Here is a 23,367-nt window from a genome sequence, read left to right on the forward strand (position 1 = left end):
CAACAATAGGACCATACCAATTATGACAAAAGTACTAACCATTCTTAATAAGGAAGAGTGGACAAACTACATTCGGGGGGCGGCCGAATATGATTTTTATCATACCTGGCATTATCACACTATCGAAAATTCACTTGAAAGTAAATCCCGGCCGCTTTTGTTTGTATACCAGCAGGGCGATGACTATATCGTATTCCCGTTAATTGAACGTAATATACCTGGAACGGATTTTTTTGACCTTACTTGTGTTTATGGATTCTCGGGCCCGGTTTCGAACAAAAAGATGGAAAACCTTGAGGACAGCTTTATTGAGAATTTTAGGGGTGCATTTATTTCCTTTCTTTCCGGCAGCAATTACATTTCGCTATTTATTCGAATGCATCCCTTTTACAAGCAGCAAAAGCTGCTTGATAAATTTGGAGGGGTACATTCAAATGGCAAAACGGTAGTGATTGATTTGTTTAAAAGCATTGACGACCAGCGTGAGGATTACCGGCAAAGCACTATGGATGCCATTAAACATGCCTGGAAAAAGGGGTTCAGGGTAGTAGAAGAAAAGGGCCCAAAGGCCCTGGAGATTTTTGCCGGTATTTATAGGGAGAGCATGAAAAGGGTAGGAGCAGCCGATTCTTATTTATTCAATGATCAATATTTTAACAACATATGCAATACAAATGAATATGATGCACGGGTGCTAATGGTTTATGACGGTGCCACTGTTATGTCAAGCACCATTATAACTTTTACCAACGATATTATACAGGCTCATTTGGTTGGCACGCGGGCCGAATATCTGCACGAAAGCCCCACAAAGTTTCTGGTTGACGAAATTACGCTCATTGGCAGGCGCGAGGGGATGAGATATTATAATTTGGGTGGTGGCCTTGGCTACAAACACGATAAACTTTTTGAATGGAAAGCCGCATTTTCGAAATTACATTTTGAATTTAACACCTGGCGTTATATTGCAAACCCTGCCGTTTATCAAAATTTACTTGCTCAAAAAGGAATTAACAATAACCCGGAAATAGATTTTTTCCCACTCTATCGCTACGCATAATTTTTTTACCTAAACAACTAACTGCTATGATATACCTCAGGAATTTATTGTTTCAGGACAAATTTCATTCAAGGTGGCTAATACTATTAACCGATCTTGGTATTGTCCTCATATCCTTATGCTTGTCGTTTTCGGTAAAAGGTAAACTCGATCTGGAACAGAACAACCTTTACTATATAGCATTTTATTGCAGTAACGCCGTGTTTATCTTTTTAGTAATGCGGGTACACACGCATATTATAAGGCATTCAAACACCCGCGACATGCTGCGCATTCTTACAGCTGTTTTTGTAAGCACTGTTGCCTTCGTGATAATTTATCATTTGGTGTTCGCAACATATCTTAACATAAATTTGCAAGGCTTAGGGGATGTTTTGTTTATCAATTTTTTTATCTCCTCATCGCTGCTGATGGGCATGCGTATTGTTATCAAAGACGTTTTTAAATACTTTGATGAACCCGGGTATAAAATAGAAAAAGAAAATGTTTTGATATATGGTTCGGGTACATCTTCTATCCTGATAAAGAATACTTTGGAAGGCCAGCGGGGGTTTATGATAAATGTTCAGGGCTTTATCGACACAGGCGACGACAAAGTTTATAAGTGCCTTGAGCAAAAGCGGGTTTATCCTATTACAGCTATTACCAGGTTGAAGAATAAATACGGTATCAAAAAAATGTTCATAACGTCTGAAGATATACAAACCGAAGGTAAAAGAACGGCAATAGCAAAGTGTGTTGAATTAGGTATCAAGGTAATTACAGTTCCGCCATCAAATGAATGGATAAACGGCCAACCTAATTTAAAGCAGTTTAAGGATCTGAAAATTGAAGATTTGCTTGAACGTAAGCCCATTAAACTCTCGTGTAAGCATATTTTTGATGATATACAGGGTAAAAGAGTTTTAGTAACAGGCGCAGCAGGTTCAATAGGATCTGAACTGGTAAGGCAAATTTTAGGATATGAACCCGAATTTGTGGTGTTGTGCGACCAGGCCGAAACCCCATTGCACGAAATTCAATTAGAGATTGAAGAGGGAATACATGCCGACAAAGCGCGTATTTTTATTGCCAATATCCAAAACGAAACCCGTATTAAAAGCTTGTTTGAATTGTACAGGCCGCAAATTGTTTTCCACGCGGCGGCTTACAAGCATGTGCCCATGATGGAAAATAATCCCACAGAAGCGGTGCTGACAAATATAGGAGGTACTAAGAACTTAGCCGATATATCGGTCTTGTTTGGTGTAGAAAAGTTTGTGATGATATCGACAGATAAGGCAGTAAGGCCAACTAATGTTATGGGTGCTTCAAAACGCATTGCCGAAATGTATATTCAATCGTTAAACAGCAAAACATTTGACAACCGTTTTTTTTGTAGCGATTTATGTAATGGAGTGCTAAATCAAACTAAATTTATTACGACGCGTTTTGGCAACGTAATGGGGTCAAACGGATCGGTAATACCACGGTTCAAAGCACAAATTGAAAAAGGGGGACCGGTTACCGTAACCCATCCCGAAATTACGCGGTATTTTATGACTATACCCGAAGCTGTGCAACTTGTAATTGAAGCCGCGATAATGGGCAATGGTGGCGAAATATTTTTATTTGATATGGGACTGCCTGTTAAAATTGCCGATCTGGCTGCCAACATGATAAAATTAGTGGGAATGGTGCCTGGCGAAGACATAAAAATTGTTTATACCGGCCTAAGGCCCGGCGAGAAGCTTTACGAGGAACTGCTAAACATTGAAGAGGAAGTTATACCCACTTACAACAAGGATATAAAAATTTCAAAAACCATCCCTGTAAAATACGCTGATGTTAATAAGGTTGTAAATGAACTACTTGAACTTAATTTATGCAGGGATATTGATTTAATGGTAGCCAAAATGAAAAATATTCTGCCCGACTTTATTAGCAATAATTCGCGATATGAAAAATTGGATGCCCGGATACCAGTGAGCATACGGTGCTAAAGCCCCAAAAAAATGACATGTATCATATTTTTACAACTTTTATATCTCTTTAAGACAATAACTTAATTTGTTATTTGCACTTTTGATAACCTGATTTTTTTTCATGAATTAATGGGTTTATGAAAATTGCTACATTTATATTCTTGCACAAATGCCGCTTTTAGTTAAACTGTCTCTAATTGAAATTATCACCGGGATATTAAAGCACAGCGATGCGATGCTTGGGTATTGGGATAAAAACCTTATCTGCCGGTTTGCAAATGATGCTTACAGAAACTGGTTTGGTATTGAACCAGATGCAATGATAAATAAAATGTATTTGTGGGAGTTACTGGGACAATCACTATATCAAAATAACTTAAAGTATATAGACGGCGCTTTAAACGGACATGTGCAGGTTTTTGAACGGTTTTTGCAGGATCGTAGCGGGCAAATGATGAATACACGTGCCACTTATACACCAAATTTTGTAGAAGGGCAGGTTGATGGCTTTTTTGTACAGGTTGTAATACTAAACCCAATGGAAAAGAAGATAGTTGATAACGAACATTTACCGCAGAAAAAGGCCTTTCTGAATCCAACCGATCATAATCTTGATGAGGTTATTCAAACCCTGAGATCCTGGATTTTTACGGGGTTTCCGAGTATAGCTGCGCTTGCAAAAAAACATTTTATATCCGAATCAAAGCTGAAACGGGATTTTAAAGAAAAATACAACGATACTATTTTTTCATACTATCGCATGCTTCAAATGGAGTTTGCCGAGCGCTACATTGCCGAAAAAAGGTACAATAAATCGCAAATGGCATCTTTATTAAATTTTTCAAACCCTTCTAATTTTTCAAAATGTTACCAAAAATATTTAAAAGATAAATCTTCAAATCATCATTCCGCAGGCCCCCAGGTTATAAATTACAAGGCTTTTATCGAGCAAGAGCCAATAGCCATTGCCATGTTTGATATAGATATGCATTTTATAGCTGCATCATTGAAATGGATTGAAGATTATGATTTGCAAGATAAAGATATTACCGGATGTAATTTATATGAGCTATTGCCTGAGTTTCCGTCACAATTTCAAGACCTGCTACCCACCTGCCTCAAGGGCGAGATTTATTTTGATGATGGCATCGTCGAAAAAAAGGATGGAACCTTATCATGGATGCACTGGGATATCAGACCCTGGTATGATGATTCAAAGGAAGTAGGCGGGTTTATGATTATGACGCAAAACTACGTGCCTTTTAGGCTTAGCATCAATGAAAATAAAGAAGTTTTAGAAATACTTAATAAAACACAGAAGATAGCGCGTATAGGCGCCTGGAGCCGGAATTTTAAAGATAATACAACTGTTTGGAGCAAGGTATTAAAGGAAATGCTTGAGGTACCGGCTGATTTTACGCCCGATCTTGAAACTGCCATTAGCTTTTATAAAGAGGGCGAGAATCGTGACAGGGCAGCCATCGGTTTAAAAAATGCCATGTTAAACGCAAAACCTTTTGGCGGCGATTTTGAAATGATTACGGCCAAAGGACACCTGCTGAAGGTGAAAGTAGCCGGTTATCCGGAGTTTAAAGATGGCAAATGCGAGAAACTATCGGGTATTCTTATAGATATAACTTTCTAAAATAATGCCGCCAATTTCCCCAAAGCTGGCATAACATTTTTTTATTATCAAAACCAGGTTGTTTATGAACAATATTTTGCTCATTGAGGATAATGATGTGACCAGAAAAAATATCGCTGATCTTCTTTCGGTTGAAGGATATACAATTTTAGAGGCCAGTGACGGTTTTAGTGCGATTGGTTACCTGGAAGAGTATTTGCCTGATTTGGTTATATGCGAAATTATTATGCCAGGTATGAATGGGTTTGATGTTTACAAAACAATGTTTAGCTATTTGTACACAAACAAAATTCCATTTATTCAATTTACGGCAAAATCAGGTGATGCTGAGCATCATTTTAAAATAATTAATGTAAAAAACTGCACCTTCCAGGCCGGCAATGATCGTGATTTAATAAGTTTTATAACAACCCGTTTCTCCGGATTTGGCATAAAAATTGAATGATTTCAGCTACGGAATAACGATATTTGCTTATTATGAAATTTTATGTAATTGGCTGTAATTTAAAGTTAAATATCTCTTTTCCAGACCTTTTGTAGTTATTAATTGGACTTTAAAAGGTTGGTTTATTGTTCTAATGTCTCTAAATTTAATAAAAAAAATCAATTGTAAAGACCAACCAATATTTTCAATTGAACGCCTAAATTATTATTAAAAAAATCAATTAGCACTCGCCCCTGGTGCTGTTATTCATGTTCAACAAATTTTATTTGATGTACAAAATTCTTATAATATAATTTTCACCTAAACGATGTATTTTATGATCAGCACTAAAGATTACTCGGTAAATGACTATTTCGATAATGGTGGCACCACAATCGAGGCAACGGTGTGCAATGATTTGCACTATGGACAAATAGTTGAACGTATTGTGAGGAGAGATCATATGGGAATTAGTGAAATTGCGCGCAAACTAAATGTTAGTCGTCGTACATTATATAATTGGTTTGAAACAAAAAAATTAAGTTTGGATGTTATCTGCCAGATTGGTTTTGTGATAGACCACGATTTTTCAAAGGAGTTTCCAGATGCCTTTGCCAGGAAAATCAATTCTGTAAATGCAGATAGTGGTTTTGAGCGCCTGGTAGGTAAAGAGCAACCACGCGATGCCACCTATTATTGGATGGATAAATATATTAAGCTGCTTGAAAAATTTAACGAGGTGTTGAGCCACGAAGGTAAAAATTGAATATTCAATCAGCTCGTTATTATAAATAAAAAACTACTCTTTAATAAAAGAAGCATTTTTGGGCACATACTTAAAAACTATTAAGTATGTGCGGCTTTATTGAATTTTTGTTCGTGACGTTATTTACGAACAAAAAGGATGCGTTTAGGGATTTAAGCGTTAAGAAGGCCAAATGCAATAAAAACCAAGCAATTAGTAAACCGGCAAATCAGCAATAGCAATACATGGTATTATCGCTATCCAATTGAATTTTTCATCTGGAGTAATTTAATATTGCCGGTTACTTTAACTACTTAAGCCAAAGCCTCAATCAAAAATTCAGGGGCTTGTTAAACCTGCTTTTCAATCTTGAGCACACGTTTAATTGAGTTTTACAATTCCTTATCATCTAAAATATCAATTCTTGTTTTATGCTTTTTAACTCCATTGGCTTTGCAATTTTTTTACCCGTTGTATTTGGCCTCTATTGGTTATTATTTAACAAAAGTTTAAGAACGCAAAACTTGTTACTGCTTTTTGCCAGTTACTTTTTTTATGCCTGCTGGGATTGGCGTTTTCTCTTCCTATTAATCTTTTCAACCCTATTAGACTATTTTACCGGGCTTAAAATGGCGGGTTCTGATAGTAACAGAAGAAAAAAAATGTGGTTCTGGCTTAGTGTAATAATAAACCTGGGCTTTCTGTGTGTTTTTAAATACTATAATTTTTTTGCTTCGTCATTTGCACAGTTTTCTGCAAACATTGGCTTGCACGTAAGCCCCTGGACTTTAAAGGTAATTTTACCGGTTGGTATCTCTTTTTATACCTTCCATGGATTATCCTATGTAATAGATATTTATAAAAATAGGATACAGGCCGAAAGAAACTTTGTTGACTATTCGCTATTCGTCAGTTTCTTTCCGCTGTTGGTGGCCGGGCCCATTGAAAGGGCAACACATTTGCTGCCGCAAATAAAAACAAAACGTTCATTTGATTATTACAAAGCGGCGGATGGCTTACGCCAGATATTATGGGGTTTATTTAAAAAAATAGTTATAGCAGATCAGTGCGCAGAGTATGCAAATATGATTTTTGCAAATTCCTCCGCTTATACCGGTAGTACCTTGGTATTGGGCGCTTTGTTTTTTTCATTCCAAATTTATTGCGATTTCTCCGGTTACTCAGATATAGCCCTCGGCGTAGCAAGATTGTTAGGGATTGAACTGCTAAGGAATTTTGCCTTCCCGTATTTTTCAAGAGACGTAGCGGAGTTTTGGAGAAGATGGCATATCTCACTGTCAACCTGGTTTCGCGATTATTTGTACGTGCCTTTGGGCGGTAGTAAGGGAGGCACCTGGATGAAAATAAGGAATACCTTTATCATTTTTTTAATAAGTGGTTTTTGGCACGGCGCCAATTGGACATTTATTGTTTGGGGCTTTTTAAATGCTTTATTCATAATGCCCTCAATCATCTTAAAAACAAACAGAAATAACCTGGAAATTGTGGCCAAAGGTAAACTTTTACCCACCGTTGCAGAGTTAGCTCATATCGTTTTAACTTTCATGATGGTGGTATTTGCCTGGATATTTTTTAGAGCAAATAGCGTAACACATGCACTAAGCTATATTTCAAAAATATTTTCTGCCTCTCTGTTTTCGGGCTTCAATCTTGATGTTAACCGAAGCCAGTTATTTGAAACCATTTTGCTGGTAATACTGTTCCTGGTAGTTGAATGGCTCGGCCGCGAAAATCCCTACGCAATTTCGGCATTGCCTAAATTGCAAAAACGCTCCTACAGGATGGCTTTTTACTACCTTTTAGTCTTTTTGATTTTCCTTTTTACCGGCAAAGAACAACAATTTATTTACTTTCAATTTTAAGCAATGAAGCTTTTTCTGAAAAATACTTTGCTTTTTATTTTTACCAGTTTAACGCTGTTATGTGGTATAGTTGCTATACCAGCCTGCCTGGTCAATAGATTTTCGGATTTTAAGATTAATAAAAAAAATAAAATTGTATTGTTTGGCCATTCGCATCCCGAATGCGCTTTTAATGATTCTTTGATAACCGGTTTAAAAAACCTGTCGCACTCGGCAGAGCCCTATTTTTATACCTATCAAAAAGTTAAAAAAGTAATAACTCAAAATCCCCAAATTGAAACGGTATTGATTGAGTTTTCAAACAATCAGATTGATGAAAAAATGAACGGCTGGACCTGGGATTATAAATACATGTCTAATATGTTCCCGTTATACTCATCATTTATGGATGCCTCAGATATCAAAGTTTTATTTAAACATGATCGTGGAGTTTTTTTCAATTGTATATCTATATCCGCCAGGCAAAACTTGTTCAAAGCAATAACTTTTAATTATAATTTTGCAGATAGGATGGGAGGGTATTTGAAATTGGACCGGTCCCAAACATTAAGCAAGGGCGATAGCTTGACCCATGAATTAGATAAAGCCCGCTTTTTGAAATCAAGGTTGTCATATATTAACCTGATATACCTGAGGAAAATTATTGATTATTGTAAACAACGAAAGAAAAAATTGTTTTTGGTTAGGAGCCCACAATACAAATATTACGAATACCGGCACAATGAAAAAATTTATCTGGATATTAAAAATAGATATTTTAGCGACGTTAAACTTATCGATTTTAATAATTTTCCGTTACGGGATGATGAATTTGCCGATCCCGGCCATTTAAATTTAAAAGGGGCTTTCAGGTTTTCAAATTACGTTAACAAACAAATTGAAGCAGGTATCCTGGTTTCCGGTAGCAATTCCATTATGGCTAACGCGCTGGCGGTTAATGCTTCTGCCGGTGTGTTAAGATGAGTTTGGTGCTGAATGATACACCGTACCATCCAAATATTTCCGTTCTTAATTGTTATTCCGTTGACCGAAGTTAACGGCAATGATTTCTTACACGATACATAACTCTAAATCAAATTTAGGAGCCTCTTAAGCAGTACTGATGAGCAATTTTATGATTATTGTTTTTATTTAATGTGACATTTAATTTTGTTTGTCCCTCATATAACGTGATAACCATATATAAACCTGGTTGAAATTTCTACTATGGTCCACCCGAAAGCCGCTCATAAACATGAGCGGCTTTTTTGCGTTAAAAGGGTTGTAATAACACCAATCACATGTCGAACAATCACCCTGGCACTTGTTGGCAACAGGCTTAGTTTTTTTGTTGTGAAAGAAAAGTGACGAGGGATGCAAACTCATCATAAGATAAAGCATTGGCCAAACCGGTTGGCATCATGGATGTTTTCAATTCTTTTCGGCTCAAAATGTCGGCAGTGTTAATTGTAAAAACTTCACCCGCAATATTCCTCATCACGATTTTCCGGGCCGATTCTTCGGTAATGAAACCCATATAGCTTTTGTTTCCTTTTGCAGATATCATGACTGTAGCAAAACCCTGTGAGATGGATGCATTCGGTTTAAGAACCGATTCTGCAATTTGTTGCCGTGTCATGATAGAGCCTATCTGCCCCATGAACGGACCCTTCGGCTTTTCGGCCCTGGTTAAACTGTGGCATGCTATACAGCCCTGGCGGGCAAAAAGAACCTTTCCCTTAAAAGGGTCGCCCTTTATTTTGGCAAGCATCAGCATAATATCCTCGATAGAGGATTTCCCAATCTGACCTTTCTTGTTAACGATTTTTGCAAGGTCTACCTTTACTTCTTTCGTGGCTACACTTTTTTCTTCGCCGCCAAACGCCGCAATCCCCATTTGATGGCGGGCGTTTAAATCTGCAAAAAACTGTTTTCCTTTCGGGCCCGATTTTGTCCATTCAGTTTTTAAAAACCGCTCGATCCGGGTTGAGCCATCCCAGCTTACACCCTTATAAATTGGCCCGTGCGAATCCGGTCTTGTGCCCCACCACCAGGAAGCATCATAATCAGCTTCTTTTTTGTACAGGCGTGAAAGGGTTACCAGTATTTGCTTTTTTGTTTTTTCATCCTTAACTGTTGAGTACGACGCTATTAAACCATCAACCGCTTTGGTATCATACATATACCTTAAAGCCCATAGCGCCAGGGTGGCATGTGCGGTACCAACAGCCTTAACACAATCATCAACCGCGTTTAAATTAACAAGCGCCCTTACTGTTAAATGCGCCGGAATAATTGCAGAATTAGGTTTGGCATGTGGGCCTTCCTCATTCTTGCCGGGTGCCACAAAACTTGCAGGAACAGGCGTAGCTAACAATGGCTGTGCTGCTACCAGGTTGTCAAGTCGGCCCAATCCTACAATAGCCGCTGCCCTTACGCGTTCAGAAGGATCTTTCAGGCCGGCTAAAAAGGGCTCCAAAGGTATTGGTTTTATGCTCCGTTTCCTGTCGGCCATTGCCCTTAAGGCAAATTCCTTTAATCCGCTATCGCCCGATAATTGTACCAATGCTGACACCCCTTTTTCACGGGTTGCCTGGGCATACGTGAACAAACCTGCTACACGGGCATATAATGGCAGGGTAGCATCAGTAGCAATAGCCAGCGAGAGCCTCCCGGCCTCGTCAGCAGGCCGGGTAATTAATTCCTGGGAGGCATTTAGCCTTGTAACCGCACTTGCCGATTTCAGGTAAGCGGCCAACTCGCTTGTTGAAGCAGCTTTAAGGTCGGGAAAAGCTTTGTAGCTCCAATTATTGGGTATCGCCCTTACCACGTAACCTTTGGCCGGATCGCCCGAGTAACCTGCACCATCCCATGCCGAAAGATAGAGCCGCCCCGAACCATCTACATCCAGGTCTGTAATTTGCGGCAACGATATAAATTCCTCTTCTTTTTGCTGAAAACTGGCACCATCGGCTGTTAGCCGGTTGATATACAATTCACTTCGCCCCCAGTCGGCGGTCATGGGCACATGATTGTATTTTTCCGGCCAGGTTGGTTCGTCCATAAATAAAGAACCGGTACCCGATCCTCCACCCAAATCAACAAGGGCTGGCAATATCTCATCGGTAAAATGCTGAAATAATACAGGGTAGCCATACTCGGCCGATTGAATATGGTGAGAAAAGCGGATGTTCCACCCGCCGCCATCGTTGGTATTATCCCTTGTAAAAATATTCATATAAGGGTCAATGGCCACGTCATAAATGTTACGGGTTCCGTGCGTGTAAATTTCCATCTCGGTTCCATCTGGCCGTACCCGTACAATACCACCGCCCAGCATTGTCAGTTTTTTGCCGCTGCGGTCAATGGCATCATGAAAGCCAAAGTCGCCTACAGCAATATAAATCCATCCGTCAATACCCATCCGGATACCGTTGGTGGCATGGTCTGTACCCCGTTCGGCCAGCATGTGCGCATTGCTTATATGCTCAATAAGCGGTTTGGGTGGCCCATCGGCAATGCCATCCCGGTCTTTATCTTCAAAAACTTCCAGGTTCATTCCGGTTGCTTTACCTGTTTCTTTACTAAAAACGGTATGCATAACAAAAACCTGGTCGCCCATTACCAGTATCCCCCGCGGATCGTCCACTTCGGCAAAATCGGTATGCTTATCCGGCTTGCCGTCGTTATCGCTATCAACCAGCCTCAAAATTTTTCCTTTGCCGGGGGTTTTACCTAATGAGCCAATCATATCTATACCAACAAATACCTCGCCGGTAGGCGCCGTCGCGATACAGGCAGGACTTGGCGTAAGGTCGGGCCCAGCAAATGTGTTCACGGTTAAACCGGCCGGCCAATGTAAAGAATCCGGTTGCGGGCCACCGGCAGCCGTTTTTTGATGAGGCAACGCAGGCTTAGGCCGCCCTTGTTCTTGTTGAAAAATGGTACCGGTTAAGTAGCCGGACATAGCTAAAAAAGCAAAAACAAATAAAAAACTGAAGGAAACTTTTAACATAGGTTTATAAATGATTTGAAATAAGCAGGTTATTCAAAAGATAAAGCTATGTGTTTAGTTGAAGAATAGTTATAATTATTTTTAATTTGTTTTGTGTGGCTTATCCAAATTTCCTAAGCCGGAACGGCCAGGTGGTGCTACATGGGGGGTAACAGTAACCTCCTAAATAAATATGCAAAAGCCGCGCTACTTTAACATTTTATCGATTATCTTTAACCCTATGGCTAAATTATTTGTGGTAGGCTTTTCACGCGAAATGGACGAGATCAGCTTATTAGAACTCTTTACAACTTATTGCACAGTAGGAACGCTCACAATTGTCCGTGACCAGGATACGAATGAAAGTAGATGTTTTGGATTTGTAACAGTGCTTGATCCCGCTGGTGCAAAAAGAGCAATTGAAGCGCTGGACGGTATCGTTATTGACGGCCGGACGATAAGTGTAAGACTCACCGGGAACGAAACGTCACAAAAACAAGAACCCGCAAGGCCGTTTTCCAGGAAACCCGATCAGGGTTCAAAAACTCAACGGGCTAAACGGCCCAGGCGCTAACCGATGATAACATTTTTCCCAAAGCTACATAATCCTTAATATGTTCAAAATTCCGTTTTAGACGGTTTTGTTATCGTGCATAGTATTTTGCCGGTCAGTTTAAAACATATTAAAATATGATTTGACGAATTTTTTAACCTTATTTGAATTAAAGTAAAATGCGAATTGGGGCCCTCAGATACCTTTGGCACTGATGAAGGCACGTAAAAAAAATATAATGGATCCACGTATCGATCAGTATAAGGAAAAAAAAATTGGATTGGCACTTTCAGGTGGCGGCGTAAGAGGTGTATCTCACTTAGGGGTGTTACAAGCGCTTACCGATCAAGGCATTAAATTCTCGCATATATCCGGCACAAGCGCCGGGGCAATAGCCGCAGCTTTTTTTGCCGAGGGATATGCCCCGCAAGAAATATTACGCATGTTAAAAGAAAATAGCCTGCTTAAATTGCTGCGCCCTGCTTTTGGCAGTCATGGTTTAATTTCGATTTTAAAGGCCCGTTTTTTGATATCTAAATTTATTCCGCATAATTCTTTTCAAAATCTCAAAACCCATGTTACAATCTCGGCCGTCGATCTGGGTGAAGCAAAATTGGTTTATTTTACCGATGGCGAGCTGGATACGGCAATTTTGGCGTCGTGCTGCCTGCCGGGTATTTTTGCGCCTATTACAATTAACAACCATATGTATGTAGATGGAGGGATACTCAATAACTTTCCGGTTGAGCCATTGGTGGGCAATTGCGACCTGATCATTGGCTCGTCCTGTAATCATTTACCGGTGGTTAGCAGCATTAAGTCATTCGGCAACCTGGTTGATAGGGCCGCTATGATAACCATCAATTCAAGCCTCAGTGCGCGGAAAATGCTGTGCGATATAGTTATTGAACCACATAATTTAGGTGGCTACGGTATTTTTGACACTGATGCGATGGACGAAATTTATATGATAGGCTACGAAGAAGGATTAAAAGCTATTAATGGCAACGAAAAATTGAAAGAGTTAATCCTGGGACAAAAAAAGTAAAAACAGGATAAGCTACCCGTATATGAGTAGCTTATCCTGTTTTTGCATAAGTAATGGTGGTTTATCGAACGCCTATTAGATGTTCCCCAGCTGGCAAACTGTAAATTGCGTACTGCCGACCGAAAACCGCCAACTGTATCAAGGGAATTTCACCCCGTTATAATCAGATATGTTTACCCGCGGGATAGACGAATTGTATTTGTCATTAATGGCTTTGATAAATTCATCGGCTACTATAGCGTAACCGCGTGGTGTAAGGTGTACCCCGTCCAGCGAAAACAGGCCACCGCTTATATAATTGGAATTAACACTTACGCCATCTACAACCAGTCCGTTCTGTTTTATATTCCGCAAAAAAGTGTAGGCGTCAAAAATAGCCAGGCCTTTTGCTGCGGCTATCGTTTTTATTGTATTGTTGTATGATGTAACATAGTCTTCGGTAAGGGCAATTTCTTTTTCATCAAGCACATATTGGTTGTCTATGGGCGTATAAGGGGTTAAGCCATAAGGCAGGTTGCCAAAAGGCGTTGCAACCGGTTGGCCAATTTTACTTGTAGGGAAGGTGAGTACAATAAGGTCACTGGCTGTTGCCGCGCGTGGTGCATATGTACTACCCGAAACCAGTGCTTTAATATACAGGGCCTGCACTGCGGGATTCGCTTTTTGAACTCCGGCCAGTATTGCCGATACGGTGATGGTATTAAAATAGGGTATCGAAGTTACATCGGGTATAGTGGCAACTACGCCTTTTTGGCCTTTGGAGGTTAGGGTAGTTATCAATACATTATACAAATAAGCAAAGGTATTCTTATCTGTCAGTACATCTCCGGCACCGCCCGATGTTGCATAACTTAAAGCATCATTGTTACCCAGCCAGTTTGAGAAAAAGGTAAATGGTTTCGCCGTAACAAAATCAAGATAGGTGGTCGAGTTTGTTGGCGGGTTTCCGGGTAGCAGGCGTTCAAAATATCCGTTAAGGTTGCCATAAGGTGCATAGGTGATGTGCAACAGTTTAATACCCGGTACACCGTAGTTATTAATATCGCCCGAGTATTTGGTATATAAAATAACATTGCCAAAACCAGGAATAGTTACCTGGCCACGGATACCCAGGTTTGAGGTAACCGCTGTGGTTATTGGTGTACCGTCGGCGTTAAACCCGGTTAATGATAAATAGCCCGATCCGTTTGCCTGCGCGGTGCTAAACAATGGCTGGGTAAACGTTCCGCCACCCACAGCCTGCATTTGTTTACCAATAATGCTGGGGTAGGATACCTGTTGCCCTGCAAGGTATAAGCCACCATCGGCATAGCCTGCTGTAAGCGAATTGCCCACCGATATGTACCTCGAGAAATCGGCCGAGCCGGCAACCGGTTTTGGTGTATGGATCTCGGGCTTGCAGGCGCCTAATAAAAGTAACCCTGCAATAATATAAATATGCTGTTTAAGTGTTTTCATGTATTAATTTCTTTAAGAATTACCAGTGATAAGCCAATGAGATACCAGGAATGTATACATCTGTTTTAAATGTTCCCGATAGCTGCGATTCGATATTGGTTTGGGTACGCTGCATCAGGTGTTCATACTCAAAGGAGATATCTATATCAAGGTGTTTGGCCAATGTATAACCTAAGCCCATTGTACCATAAACGCGGTTAGCATCAGGCGCTTCGGGTGTTACATAACCGTCTGCAACAGCGGTGCTGGCATAGCCTCCGCCAAAACGCAGGGCAAGCTTATCGGTAGCTTTGTATTGTGCACCGCCGCGCAGGCTAACAGCCTGCTGGTAATTCCTGGCCGAGTGTGTATCCTGTAAAGCTGCTGTATTGGTTTTATAATCAAACGATAATGTTTTATAAGCATCCCAGTTAACCAGGTTAACATCAAGCGCCAGTATCCATTTACTGCAAGGGTAAAAACCGAAGCCGATAGAATTAGTTGCCGGTAATGGAATAGTTGAAGTAAATGTATTTGGCTGCGGGAAACTGCTTTGGATTGAGGTAGGTACTTTAAAAATGGCATTACCACTGGAAATGGTGGTATTTACCCGCGAACGGTGGGTTATCCCGACGGTTATGCCCGATTCTGTTTTAATGTAGATGCCGGCATTCCATCCGTAACCTTTTCCGCTACCTTTTAATTCGGCCTGGCCGGGTTCGCCGGAGCTGTTTGCCAGGGGTATGGCGCGGGTAAGGTCAACGCTGCCATGGTTATAAACAAAACCGCCGCCAATACTAAGGAAGTCGGCCAGTTTAATGCTTAGCGTAGGCTGAAAATAAATAGCTTTCAAATTAAGGCTCTCCAGCACGTATTTGCCCTGCCAGGTGTTACCCCAATCGGTTAAACCGCCAAAGGGTGTATAAACACCAAGCCCTAATTTCCAAAAAGACGATTTGGGGCCCCAAACCGCGTAAAACTCGAACGGGGTTGCAATCTTATTGGAGGTTCTGTTTTGCGTTGATGTGCCGGCCGGGTTAAAATCAGATTTGAAAAATAACGGGCTTATGCCGCCCTGTATGTAGTTTTCTGGCAGCATGGCTACTGCACCCGGGTTAAAAAATACAGAAGCGCCATCCTGTAAGGTTCCCACCCCGGTATGGCCCATACCTATTTGCTTTTGTCCCTCCAGGTTTACCTGGAAACCCTGGGAAAAAGCCATCAGCGGCGATACAATAAGCATCAATAGTAATACTTTTCTCATAAAAATATAATTGGTTTATAATAGGCAATTGTATGTGGATTACAATTGGCAACTATCGGGAATAAAATTAGTTTGGATTGAAAAGAAAAAAAGGGCTATAATGCGGAGATATTAGTCAAAAAGTCGGGATAACGCTTATATTTAAGTTTATGGGCAAAAAATACTTTAAAACCTTCGGCGTTTCGGGAGCTTTTGAAAAATAGAAGAATTAAATAAATATAATTAAATATACACATGAGTAGTAAGGTTGGACAATTAAGCTTATCAAAATTTGCCGATCTATACGCCGACAAGCTGGCCGGTGCTGATTTTTTTGTTGTTGACGAAAAACAGCTATTGAGTTTGAGCGAGTATCCGTACCGTTCGGATGGTTATATTATAGGTATTTGTACAAGGGGTACCGCCAAAGTAGAAGTTAATCTGCAGGTTTATGATGCCAGGCCCGATGCCATGCTTTTGGCGACCCCCTTTCATGTTTTACGAATTTATAACAGCAGCGATGATTTTTTGTGCCGTTTTGTTGTTTTTAGCAAAGCCTTTTTAACAGAAAATAGCGTCAACAGCCATTTTTTGGAGTCGTTCAGTTATTTTAAAAGTGCATCTATCCCGGTAATTTATCCCGATAAAGCAGATGCCAGGATGATACTGGAGATTTACTTATTGATACAAAAAAAATTAGACCGTGAGGGACATCCCTACAATGTGGAAATTTCCAGGAGTATTTTGATGACCCTGCTTTATGAAATACAGGCCATTTACGAAAAGCAGCACATCATCATAAAAGGCAAGCAAACCCGGAAACAGGAACTGAACGTACTTTTCCAGGAACTGGTTTTTCATCACTATAAAGAACATCGTAATGTGCAGTATTATGCCGATGCACTGTATGTATCCCCCAAACATTTAACAGAAACCGTTAAAGAAGTTACCGGCAGAACCGCCGGCGAATGGATAGATGACGCGGTAATACTGGAGGCCAAAGTATTATTAAGAAACCACGATGTAAGCATAGCCCGTGTAGCCGAGGATATCCATTTCCCCGATCAATCCTCCTTTGGCAAATACTTCAAAAAACATGCAGGCATGTCGCCGTCTGATTATAGGGCAGTGTCGGGGCATTGAGTGGGTGGTTGATTGGGTTGGATTGAGTTGATTGGGTGAGTGGTTGGTTAAGTTATTGGGTTGATTCAAATCAAATTCAGGAAAATCTGTTTGATCCGGTTCAGAACAACTCAACAGCAATGTAGCTTAATTCTGATCGTCTCTTAACTATTCCAACCTAATCAACTCAATCCAACCCAATCAACCACTCACCCAATCAACCCCAATCCGACTTTTTGACTAATATCTCCGCATTGCAGCCCTTTCTTTAGTTTATCATCGCTGCTAATTTTACTCCTGATTATAAAACCAATTGCTGCCCTTTAAACCGGGGCGCATGTTACATGCTGATAATTACTGATATAACATAGTGATTAATATAATCCGCTAAATTTTAAAACGGGACAAAACACAACCATTAAATACTTATTTATGAATGCCACTGAACCAATGAAAGCCATAAAAGGAGGGGAGTTTCTGATCCGGGAGACTTCTGCAGACAGCATTTTTATTCCCGAAGAATGGAATGAAGAGCAGTTGATGATTGCCGAAACATGTACCAATTTTCTTGCCCAGCAGGTAACACCCAACCTGCAGCGTATTGACGAGCAGGAGGAAGGACTGATGCGTCATTTAATGGACGAGGCCGGCGCGCTTGGGTTATTAGGCATATCGGTACCCGAAGAATACGGCGGCTTTGGTAAAGATTTTAAAACATCAATGCTGGTCACCGAAAAACTGGGGGCCGGGCATTCGTTTTCAGTAGCGTTTTCGGCACATACAGGTATTGGCACCATGCCGATACTGTATTATGGTACCGAAGCGCAAAAACAAAAATATGTTCCTAAACTGGCAAGCGGCGAGTGGAAAGGCGCTTATTGCCTAACCGAACCAGCCGCAGGCTCAGATGCCAACTCGGGCAAAACAAAGGCGAAGCTGTCTGCTGATGGTAAACATTATCTCATCACAGGTCAAAAAATGTGGATCACCAATGCGGGCTTCGCCGATGTATTTACCGTTTTTGCCAAAATAGATGATGATGAAAACCTGAGCGCCTTTATTGTCGAAAAAGATTTTGAAGGGCTTTCGCTGAATACCGAAGAACACAAAATGGGTATTAAAGGGAGCTCGACCCGCCAGGTGTTTTTTAACGATTGCAAAGTACCGGTTGAGAACCTGCTTTCCGAACGTCAGAATGGATTCAAGATAGCTGTTAATATATTAAATCTCGGCCGTATCAAATTAGGCGGTGGTACGGTAGGGGCAAGCAAGGATGTGATAACTGCATCAGTGCGTTACGCCAATGAACGCGAACAGTTTGGCCGCCAGATTTCAAAGTACGGGGCCATAAGATACAAACTGGCCCAACAGGCTATCCGCACTTATGCTTCAGAATCGGCTGTTTACAGGGCCTGTCAGAACATGGAGGAAGCGACCGAAATGCTAATGGCATCGGGGCTTGATGAAACCAAAGCTAAATTAAAAGGAACTGAGCAATATGCTATAGAAGCGGCAATCCTTAAAGTTCATGCATCCGAAGTTTTGGATTATGTAACCGACGAGGGCGTACAGATTTACGGCGGGATGGGATACAGCGCCGAGGCACCAATGGACAGAGCGTATCGCGATTCGAGGATTAACCGGATCTTCGAGGGAACTAACGAAATTAATCGCTTGTTAACGGTTGATATGATGCTTAAACGCGCCATGAAGGGCGAACTTGACCTGATGGGGCCAGCCCAAAAAGTAGCAGGTGAACTGGTAAGCATCCCCGATTTTGGTGCAGCCGAAGATGACGGCCTGTTTGCTAAAGAAAAGAAATACATAGCCAATTTTAAAAAGGCCATATTAATGGTAGCAGGTGCCGCCGTGCAAAAACTGATGACACAATTGGGTAAAGAGCAGGAAGTGCTTATGAACCTGGCCGATATGCTGATAGAGCTTTATGTGAGCGAATCGTTGCAACTGCGGGTAGAAAAGCTGGTTGGTTTAAGGGGTGAAGAAGCTTGTAAAGAACAGTTGGATATCATGCGCGTATATATTAATGATGCTGCAGAACATCTTGCAAAAGCCGGCCGGGAAGCATTAAACTCGTTTGCCGAAGGCGATGAAAGAAGAATGATGCTGATGGGACTTAAGCGCTTCACCAAAACCGAAGATTTTAATACCACCCAGGCACGCAGGAACGTTGCCGCAAAACTGATAGCCGAAAATAAATATTGTTTTTAAGCCGGGGAAAGCCTTACGAAGTGTTAGAAACTTCGTGAGGCCGGGATTCTGAGGGAGGAACGACGTCTATCGCATGTCGGCGACGACTCACCCCGACATCGCTACGCTTGTCACCCCTCTCTCCGCTTCGCGCATAGAGGGGGCAAATAAAAAAAAATGAGCTTCACCCTCTTTGCGGCTTTAGCCGGAGAGAGGGTCGGCCAGCGCAGCGTAGCCGGGGTGAGTCTTAACCAGCGTTCAACCGAATGTTCGTGTAAATCCCAACACGCACGGGCAGCCCGCTCCCCATTATAAACAACATCAACCTAAAAAATAAAAATCTAATAATGAAAGTATTAGTTTGTATAAGCCAGGTACCCGATACCAGTACTAAAATTGTATTAAAAAATAACAGTACCGCCATCAGCAGCGATGGTGTTACCTACATAATTAACCCTTACGATGAATGGTATGCCCTCATCCGGGCAATTGAACTAAAAGAAACCGGTATAGCTACTGAGGTTCACCTTGTAACTGTTGGTTCTGCCAATGTCGAGCCGGTGATCCGGAAAGCCCTGGCATTGGGTGGAGATGAGGCCGTCCGCATTGATGCCGATAGCAATGATTCTTATGAAACCGCCGGTTATATAGCAGAGTATGCTGCCGGGGGCGGATATGATCTTATTTTATGCGGCAAAGAATCTATCGATTACAATAACGGTACTACAGGCGCCATGCTGGCCGGATTGCTGGATATCAATTACATTGGTTTTGCAACGGGGATACAAGTGGAAGGCAATACGGTAACCCGTGAAATAGAAGGCGGCGAGGAAACTGACGCCTGTAACTTACCCGTGGTAATATCCTGCCAAAAAGGAGTTGCCGAGGCCCGCATACCCAATATGCGTGGTATAATGGCTGCGCGTACGCGTCCGTTAAAGGTTATTGTGCCCACTAAAATAGCACCGCTTACCCAAATATTAGCTTATGAATTACCACCAGCCAAAGCCGGGATTAAACTGTTAAGTCCCGATAATATGGACGAACTGGTAGCATTGCTGCATACCGAGGCCAAAGTAATCTGATAGCTTATTTTTTTGCCCGCTACTTGTGCCGGGCATTTCTCAAACCAAAAAACTAAAAAAAATGTCTGTAATTGTATTGATAGAACATACTGGGGGAACCATTAAAAAGAAAAATTTTGAGGCGCTACAATATGCCGCGCACATAGCTAAGCAAACGGGTACCACGGTAACCGCCCTTGTTTTAGGCTCCGTTGCCGCTGTCGAAATGGAAAGTCTTGGCGAATATGGTGCTCAAAAAGTTTTGCATGTTACCGATAGCCGTTTAGACGAACTGCATGCGCGGGCGTATGCCAGTGCATTGATAGCCGCAGCGCAAAAGGAAGGCAGTAAAATAATTGTAACGCTTCATGATATCGGTGGCAGGATGGTTGCCCCGCGGGTGGCCGTGAAATTAGGGGCCGGCCTGGTGGCGGGTGCATTGTCGTATCCCGATACCGAAAAAGGATTTGTGATCAAAAAAGCCGTATTCTCGGGCAAGGCTTTCGCCTATGTGAATATTTTAAGCGATATAAAGGTAATTATGCTGATGCCGAATACTTTCCCGGCAGCCAAAATTGAAGGGAAGGCAGTTGTAGAGCAATTGGATGTAAGCTTTGGCGAAGAAGATTTCGGTGTAAAAGTGAAAGCTGTAAATAAAGTAACCGGCGAGGTGGCGCTTGCTGATGCCGAACTGGTTGTCTCCGGCGGGCGCGGCATGAAAGGGCCCGAAAACTGGGGAATACTGGAAGAACTGGCAAAAGAACTGGGTGCTGCCACAGCCTGCTCGCGCCCGGTGGCCGATTCGCACTGGCGGCCACATCACGAGCATGTTGGCCAAACAGGCGGTACAGTTCGCCCTAATTTATATATAGCAGTAGGGATATCAGGCGCTATACAACACCTGGCGGGCGTTAACGGTTCAAAAACCATTGTAGTGATTAACAAAGATCCCGAGGCTCCTTTTTTTAAGGCAGCGAATTACGGTGTTGTAGGCGATGCCATGGAGATTTTACCAAGGCTGACGGCAGCCGTCAGGAAGTTTAAGCAACAGCATAAATAAAACAATAGGGTTATGGAATTTTTTTATGAAGGCCAGGTACTATGGTCGCAAATAGATTCAAACCAGCACATGCGGCATTCTGCTTATGCCGATTTTGCAGCACAGGCACGTATAACCATGCTGGAAAACCTGGGTTTAAAACTCCCCAAACTTTACGAATATAAAATAGGGCCCGTACTGTTCCGGGAAGAATTGATTTACCTGCGCGAGATTGGGATTAATGACCTGATCCGGGTAAGCTGCGAACTTATAAGCTCGCGGCCCGACGGCTCCCGCTGGGCAATCAGGCACGAGTTATACCGGGGCGATGGCGTTAAAGCCGCTATAATAAATGCCGAAGGCGCCTGGATAGATATGGAAAAACGCAGGCTTGCCATATTACCCGCAGAACTAAGCCAGATGTTTATGAATGCACCCCGGAGTAGTGATTATATTGAAGAACGTAATACTGCTGGTGATTAAAGTAACATCGATTTGGACGATAATCAGTTTCTAAAGATATATGTCGATGTATCTGGGCTTGTTCAACACGAATCAGAGGCGTGGCCTCGGCCAATTTTGTAGCCACGGGTTTTAACCCGTGGAAAAAAGCAAAGAAAATGATAGAGAGCTGTAGGCTCGATCCATATGAGCAATGTGTATATATCGTCTAAACAAAATGAAAGCACCTGAATTTAAACCAAAATATGGGCCGTGCCTACGGCACTCTTGTGGTTTTTTGGCCAATCATCCCCGGGTTGAAACCCGGGGCTACAATATGTTTCGGGCCGATGGCCCTTAGGAAGCGTTATTTACAAGCTAATTGAAATAGAATAACCAACACAAAATGTCATAAATCCAAATTTTACCATGACTGATTTAAAAGATGCCTTTGAAAAAGCGGTTGCCGAAAGCAAACAACTGCCATCGAAACCAGATAACGAAACACTACTAAGCTTATATAGCCTATACAAACAGGCAACAGAAGGCGATATTAATACTCAAAATACTCCGGGTATGTTTGATTTTGTGGCCAAAGCAAAATATGACGCCTGGCTAAAACAGAAGGGTATGGCAGGCGATGTTGCAATGCAACTATATATTGATTTGGTAGCAACCCTGAAAGGCGGACAGTCTTGAGTTGGAAATCTTAAGTCAAAAATAATACTTTCGGCTTAGGACTTCAGACTTAGAACTTCCGACTTAATATTATTTAGTAGCGCAATTATCGAACAAAAGAGGTTAACTTTAATTTCCGAAATATTGACAAATGTTTCCGTCGTTTTAACCTTTGTTAAGCGTAGCATAAGCTGATATTTGTTATTATAAACCATCCCGTTAATTAACGGGGCTAAATTATTTTAATCATTTTATAATTCTACCTGTTTCTTATTGAGAGACGGCTTTCGATGCCGGGATTACTATTTGTAAATCTGAAAATCATGGATATGCCTCAAAAAAAGAGATGGTTTTTTTGTAAAAATAATACCTGAAACAATGTCTGTATCAAAAAAACAACCTATCCGTTTTGCACTAATCCTGCTAAGTCTGCTCTTGGTAAGCGTTTGCGTAAAAGCGCAGGCAGACAGAATTGAGGGCATGTGGTATAACGATGTAAAAAGCGCTAAAATCCAGATCACAAAAGAAAGCAATGGTAAGTTTTATGGCAAGGTGGTGTGGCTTAAAGAACCCCTTAAAAACGGCAAACCAAAAGTCGACGAAATGAACGTTGACGAAAAATTGCGCACAAGGCCCCGGTTGGGCTTACCTGTTTTGGCCGATTTTGAAAAAGATGGCGACGACAAGTATACAGGCGGTACCATTTACGATCCGCTAAATGGGAAAACGTACTCCTGCAAAATAACTTATAAGGGCAAAACCTTAGATATCCGCGGCTACATCGGCATTTCGCTGTTTGGGCGTACTACAACCTGGTCGCGGGCCGAATAAATTTAGAAT

At 41.5% G+C, this 23,367-nt stretch carries 19 protein-coding genes; 16 read left to right on the forward strand and 3 right to left on the reverse strand.

Translation table 11 applies throughout. The features are described from left to right. Positions 1-22 precede the first annotated feature (22 nt). The 7 genes from ACFGVS_RS30710 (at position 23) to ACFGVS_RS30740 (ending at position 8,684) form a co-directional block, all read left to right on the forward strand. A complete protein-coding gene (locus ACFGVS_RS30710) occupies positions 23-1,060 on the forward strand; it encodes a GNAT family N-acetyltransferase (RefSeq protein ID WP_439696893.1) in 1,038 nt (345 codons plus the stop codon). 26 nt (positions 1,061-1,086) lie between these two features. Then, positions 1,087-3,042: a polysaccharide biosynthesis protein gene (locus ACFGVS_RS30715; RefSeq protein ID WP_439696894.1), complete on the forward strand. Its 1,956-nt coding sequence runs from the start codon at positions 1,087-1,089 to the stop codon at positions 3,040-3,042. A 151-nt stretch (positions 3,043-3,193) separates the two neighbouring features. Beyond that, positions 3,194-4,669, forward strand: coding sequence for a PAS domain-containing protein (locus ACFGVS_RS30720; RefSeq protein WP_090652485.1), 1,476 nt, complete (start codon positions 3,194-3,196; stop codon positions 4,667-4,669). Between the two features lie 64 nt (positions 4,670-4,733). Further along, the gene (locus ACFGVS_RS30725; protein ID WP_439696895.1) at positions 4,734-5,114 is read left to right on the forward strand and encodes a response regulator; all 381 of its coding nucleotides are present in this window, start codon (positions 4,734-4,736) and stop codon (positions 5,112-5,114) included. Between the two features lie 316 nt (positions 5,115-5,430). After that, on the forward strand, positions 5,431-5,859 hold the full coding sequence (locus ACFGVS_RS30730) for a helix-turn-helix domain-containing protein (RefSeq protein ID WP_177183913.1): 429 nt from the start codon (positions 5,431-5,433) through the stop codon (positions 5,857-5,859). Between the two features lie 641 nt (positions 5,860-6,500). Then, positions 6,501-7,721: an MBOAT family O-acyltransferase gene (locus ACFGVS_RS30735; RefSeq protein ID WP_439696896.1), complete on the forward strand. Its 1,221-nt coding sequence runs from the start codon at positions 6,501-6,503 to the stop codon at positions 7,719-7,721. Between the two features lie 3 nt (positions 7,722-7,724). Further along, entirely contained in the window at positions 7,725-8,684 is a 960-nt protein-coding gene (locus tag ACFGVS_RS30740) for a hypothetical protein (protein WP_439696897.1), read from the forward strand. Between the two features lie 355 nt (positions 8,685-9,039). Here the strand turns inward: ACFGVS_RS30740 and ACFGVS_RS30745 are convergent, their stop codons facing one another. After that, positions 9,040-11,715 (reverse strand): DUF7133 domain-containing protein, encoded by a 2,676-nt coding sequence (locus ACFGVS_RS30745; protein WP_439696898.1) that lies wholly within the window; start codon positions 11,713-11,715, stop codon positions 9,040-9,042. A 172-nt stretch (positions 11,716-11,887) separates the two neighbouring features. On the opposite strand from ACFGVS_RS30745, the gene ACFGVS_RS30750 reads away from it, so the two are divergent. Together ACFGVS_RS30750 and ACFGVS_RS30755 are read left to right on the forward strand one after the other, a co-directional pair. After that, a complete protein-coding gene (locus tag ACFGVS_RS30750) occupies positions 11,888-12,268 on the forward strand; it encodes an RNA recognition motif domain-containing protein (RefSeq protein WP_274208805.1) in 381 nt (126 codons plus the stop codon). A 217-nt stretch (positions 12,269-12,485) separates the two neighbouring features. Further along, entirely contained in the window at positions 12,486-13,295 is an 810-nt protein-coding gene (locus tag ACFGVS_RS30755; RefSeq protein ID WP_439696899.1) for a patatin-like phospholipase family protein, read from the forward strand. Between the two features lie 138 nt (positions 13,296-13,433). On the opposite strand, the gene ACFGVS_RS30760 is transcribed toward ACFGVS_RS30755, so the two are convergent. Continuing rightward, positions 13,434-14,753: an SGNH/GDSL hydrolase family protein gene (locus ACFGVS_RS30760; protein ID WP_439696900.1), complete on the reverse strand. Its 1,320-nt coding sequence runs from the start codon at positions 14,751-14,753 to the stop codon at positions 13,434-13,436. Positions 14,754-14,772: 19 nt separating this feature from the next. Beyond that, on the reverse strand, positions 14,773-15,996 hold the full coding sequence (locus ACFGVS_RS30765) for an OmpP1/FadL family transporter (protein WP_274208802.1): 1,224 nt from the start codon (positions 15,994-15,996) through the stop codon (positions 14,773-14,775). A gap of 234 nt (positions 15,997-16,230) precedes the next feature. Between ACFGVS_RS30765 and ACFGVS_RS30770 the strand changes: the two genes are divergently transcribed. The 7 genes from ACFGVS_RS30770 (at position 16,231) to ACFGVS_RS30800 (ending at position 23,358) form a co-directional block, all read left to right on the forward strand. Beyond that, positions 16,231-17,118 (forward strand): helix-turn-helix domain-containing protein, encoded by an 888-nt coding sequence (locus ACFGVS_RS30770; protein WP_090652476.1) that lies wholly within the window; start codon positions 16,231-16,233, stop codon positions 17,116-17,118. A gap of 411 nt (positions 17,119-17,529) precedes the next feature. Further along, a complete protein-coding gene (locus ACFGVS_RS30775; protein ID WP_090652475.1) occupies positions 17,530-19,326 on the forward strand; it encodes an acyl-CoA dehydrogenase family protein in 1,797 nt (598 codons plus the stop codon). 326 nt (positions 19,327-19,652) lie between these two features. Next, the gene (locus tag ACFGVS_RS30780; protein WP_439696901.1) at positions 19,653-20,390 is read left to right on the forward strand and encodes an electron transfer flavoprotein subunit beta/FixA family protein; all 738 of its coding nucleotides are present in this window, start codon (positions 19,653-19,655) and stop codon (positions 20,388-20,390) included. 61 nt (positions 20,391-20,451) lie between these two features. Continuing rightward, positions 20,452-21,429, forward strand: coding sequence for an electron transfer flavoprotein subunit alpha/FixB family protein (locus ACFGVS_RS30785; RefSeq protein ID WP_439696902.1), 978 nt, complete (start codon positions 20,452-20,454; stop codon positions 21,427-21,429). 12 nt (positions 21,430-21,441) lie between these two features. Continuing rightward, positions 21,442-21,891: an acyl-CoA thioesterase gene (locus tag ACFGVS_RS30790; RefSeq protein ID WP_439696903.1), complete on the forward strand. Its 450-nt coding sequence runs from the start codon at positions 21,442-21,444 to the stop codon at positions 21,889-21,891. Between the two features lie 387 nt (positions 21,892-22,278). After that, positions 22,279-22,548 (forward strand): acyl-CoA-binding protein, encoded by a 270-nt coding sequence (locus tag ACFGVS_RS30795; protein WP_439696904.1) that lies wholly within the window; start codon positions 22,279-22,281, stop codon positions 22,546-22,548. Positions 22,549-22,905: 357 nt separating this feature from the next. Then, complete coding sequence (locus ACFGVS_RS30800) at positions 22,906-23,358, forward strand: DUF2147 domain-containing protein (protein WP_439696905.1); 453 nt, start codon at positions 22,906-22,908, stop codon at positions 23,356-23,358. The last annotated feature ends 9 nt before the right edge of the window (positions 23,359-23,367 follow it).

The sequence above is a fragment of the Mucilaginibacter sediminis genome (assembly GCF_051903035.1).
In the GTDB taxonomy this organism is placed as follows: domain Bacteria; phylum Bacteroidota; class Bacteroidia; order Sphingobacteriales; family Sphingobacteriaceae; genus Mucilaginibacter.

Coding starts and splice junctions, on each gene's coding strand:
- ACFGVS_RS30710 (WP_439696893.1), top strand. CDS start 23: ATGACAAAAGTACTAACCATTCTTAATAAGGAAGAGTGGACAAACTAC.
- ACFGVS_RS30715 (WP_439696894.1), top strand. CDS start 1,087: ATGATATACCTCAGGAATTTATTGTTTCAGGACAAATTTCATTCAAGG.
- ACFGVS_RS30720 (WP_090652485.1), top strand. CDS start 3,194: ATGCCGCTTTTAGTTAAACTGTCTCTAATTGAAATTATCACCGGGATA.
- ACFGVS_RS30725 (WP_439696895.1), top strand. CDS start 4,734: ATGAACAATATTTTGCTCATTGAGGATAATGATGTGACCAGAAAAAAT.
- ACFGVS_RS30730 (WP_177183913.1), top strand. CDS start 5,431: ATGATCAGCACTAAAGATTACTCGGTAAATGACTATTTCGATAATGGT.
- ACFGVS_RS30735 (WP_439696896.1), top strand. CDS start 6,501: ATGTGGTTCTGGCTTAGTGTAATAATAAACCTGGGCTTTCTGTGTGTT.
- ACFGVS_RS30740 (WP_439696897.1), top strand. CDS start 7,725: ATGAAGCTTTTTCTGAAAAATACTTTGCTTTTTATTTTTACCAGTTTA.
- ACFGVS_RS30745 (WP_439696898.1), bottom strand. CDS start 11,715: ATGTTAAAAGTTTCCTTCAGTTTTTTATTTGTTTTTGCTTTTTTAGCT.
- ACFGVS_RS30750 (WP_274208805.1), top strand. CDS start 11,888: ATGCAAAAGCCGCGCTACTTTAACATTTTATCGATTATCTTTAACCCT.
- ACFGVS_RS30755 (WP_439696899.1), top strand. CDS start 12,486: ATGGATCCACGTATCGATCAGTATAAGGAAAAAAAAATTGGATTGGCA.
- ACFGVS_RS30760 (WP_439696900.1), bottom strand. CDS start 14,753: ATGAAAACACTTAAACAGCATATTTATATTATTGCAGGGTTACTTTTA.
- ACFGVS_RS30765 (WP_274208802.1), bottom strand. CDS start 15,996: ATGAGAAAAGTATTACTATTGATGCTTATTGTATCGCCGCTGATGGCT.
- ACFGVS_RS30770 (WP_090652476.1), top strand. CDS start 16,231: ATGAGTAGTAAGGTTGGACAATTAAGCTTATCAAAATTTGCCGATCTA.
- ACFGVS_RS30775 (WP_090652475.1), top strand. CDS start 17,530: ATGAATGCCACTGAACCAATGAAAGCCATAAAAGGAGGGGAGTTTCTG.
- ACFGVS_RS30780 (WP_439696901.1), top strand. CDS start 19,653: ATGAAAGTATTAGTTTGTATAAGCCAGGTACCCGATACCAGTACTAAA.
- ACFGVS_RS30785 (WP_439696902.1), top strand. CDS start 20,452: ATGTCTGTAATTGTATTGATAGAACATACTGGGGGAACCATTAAAAAG.
- ACFGVS_RS30790 (WP_439696903.1), top strand. CDS start 21,442: ATGGAATTTTTTTATGAAGGCCAGGTACTATGGTCGCAAATAGATTCA.
- ACFGVS_RS30795 (WP_439696904.1), top strand. CDS start 22,279: ATGACTGATTTAAAAGATGCCTTTGAAAAAGCGGTTGCCGAAAGCAAA.
- ACFGVS_RS30800 (WP_439696905.1), top strand. CDS start 22,906: ATGTCTGTATCAAAAAAACAACCTATCCGTTTTGCACTAATCCTGCTA.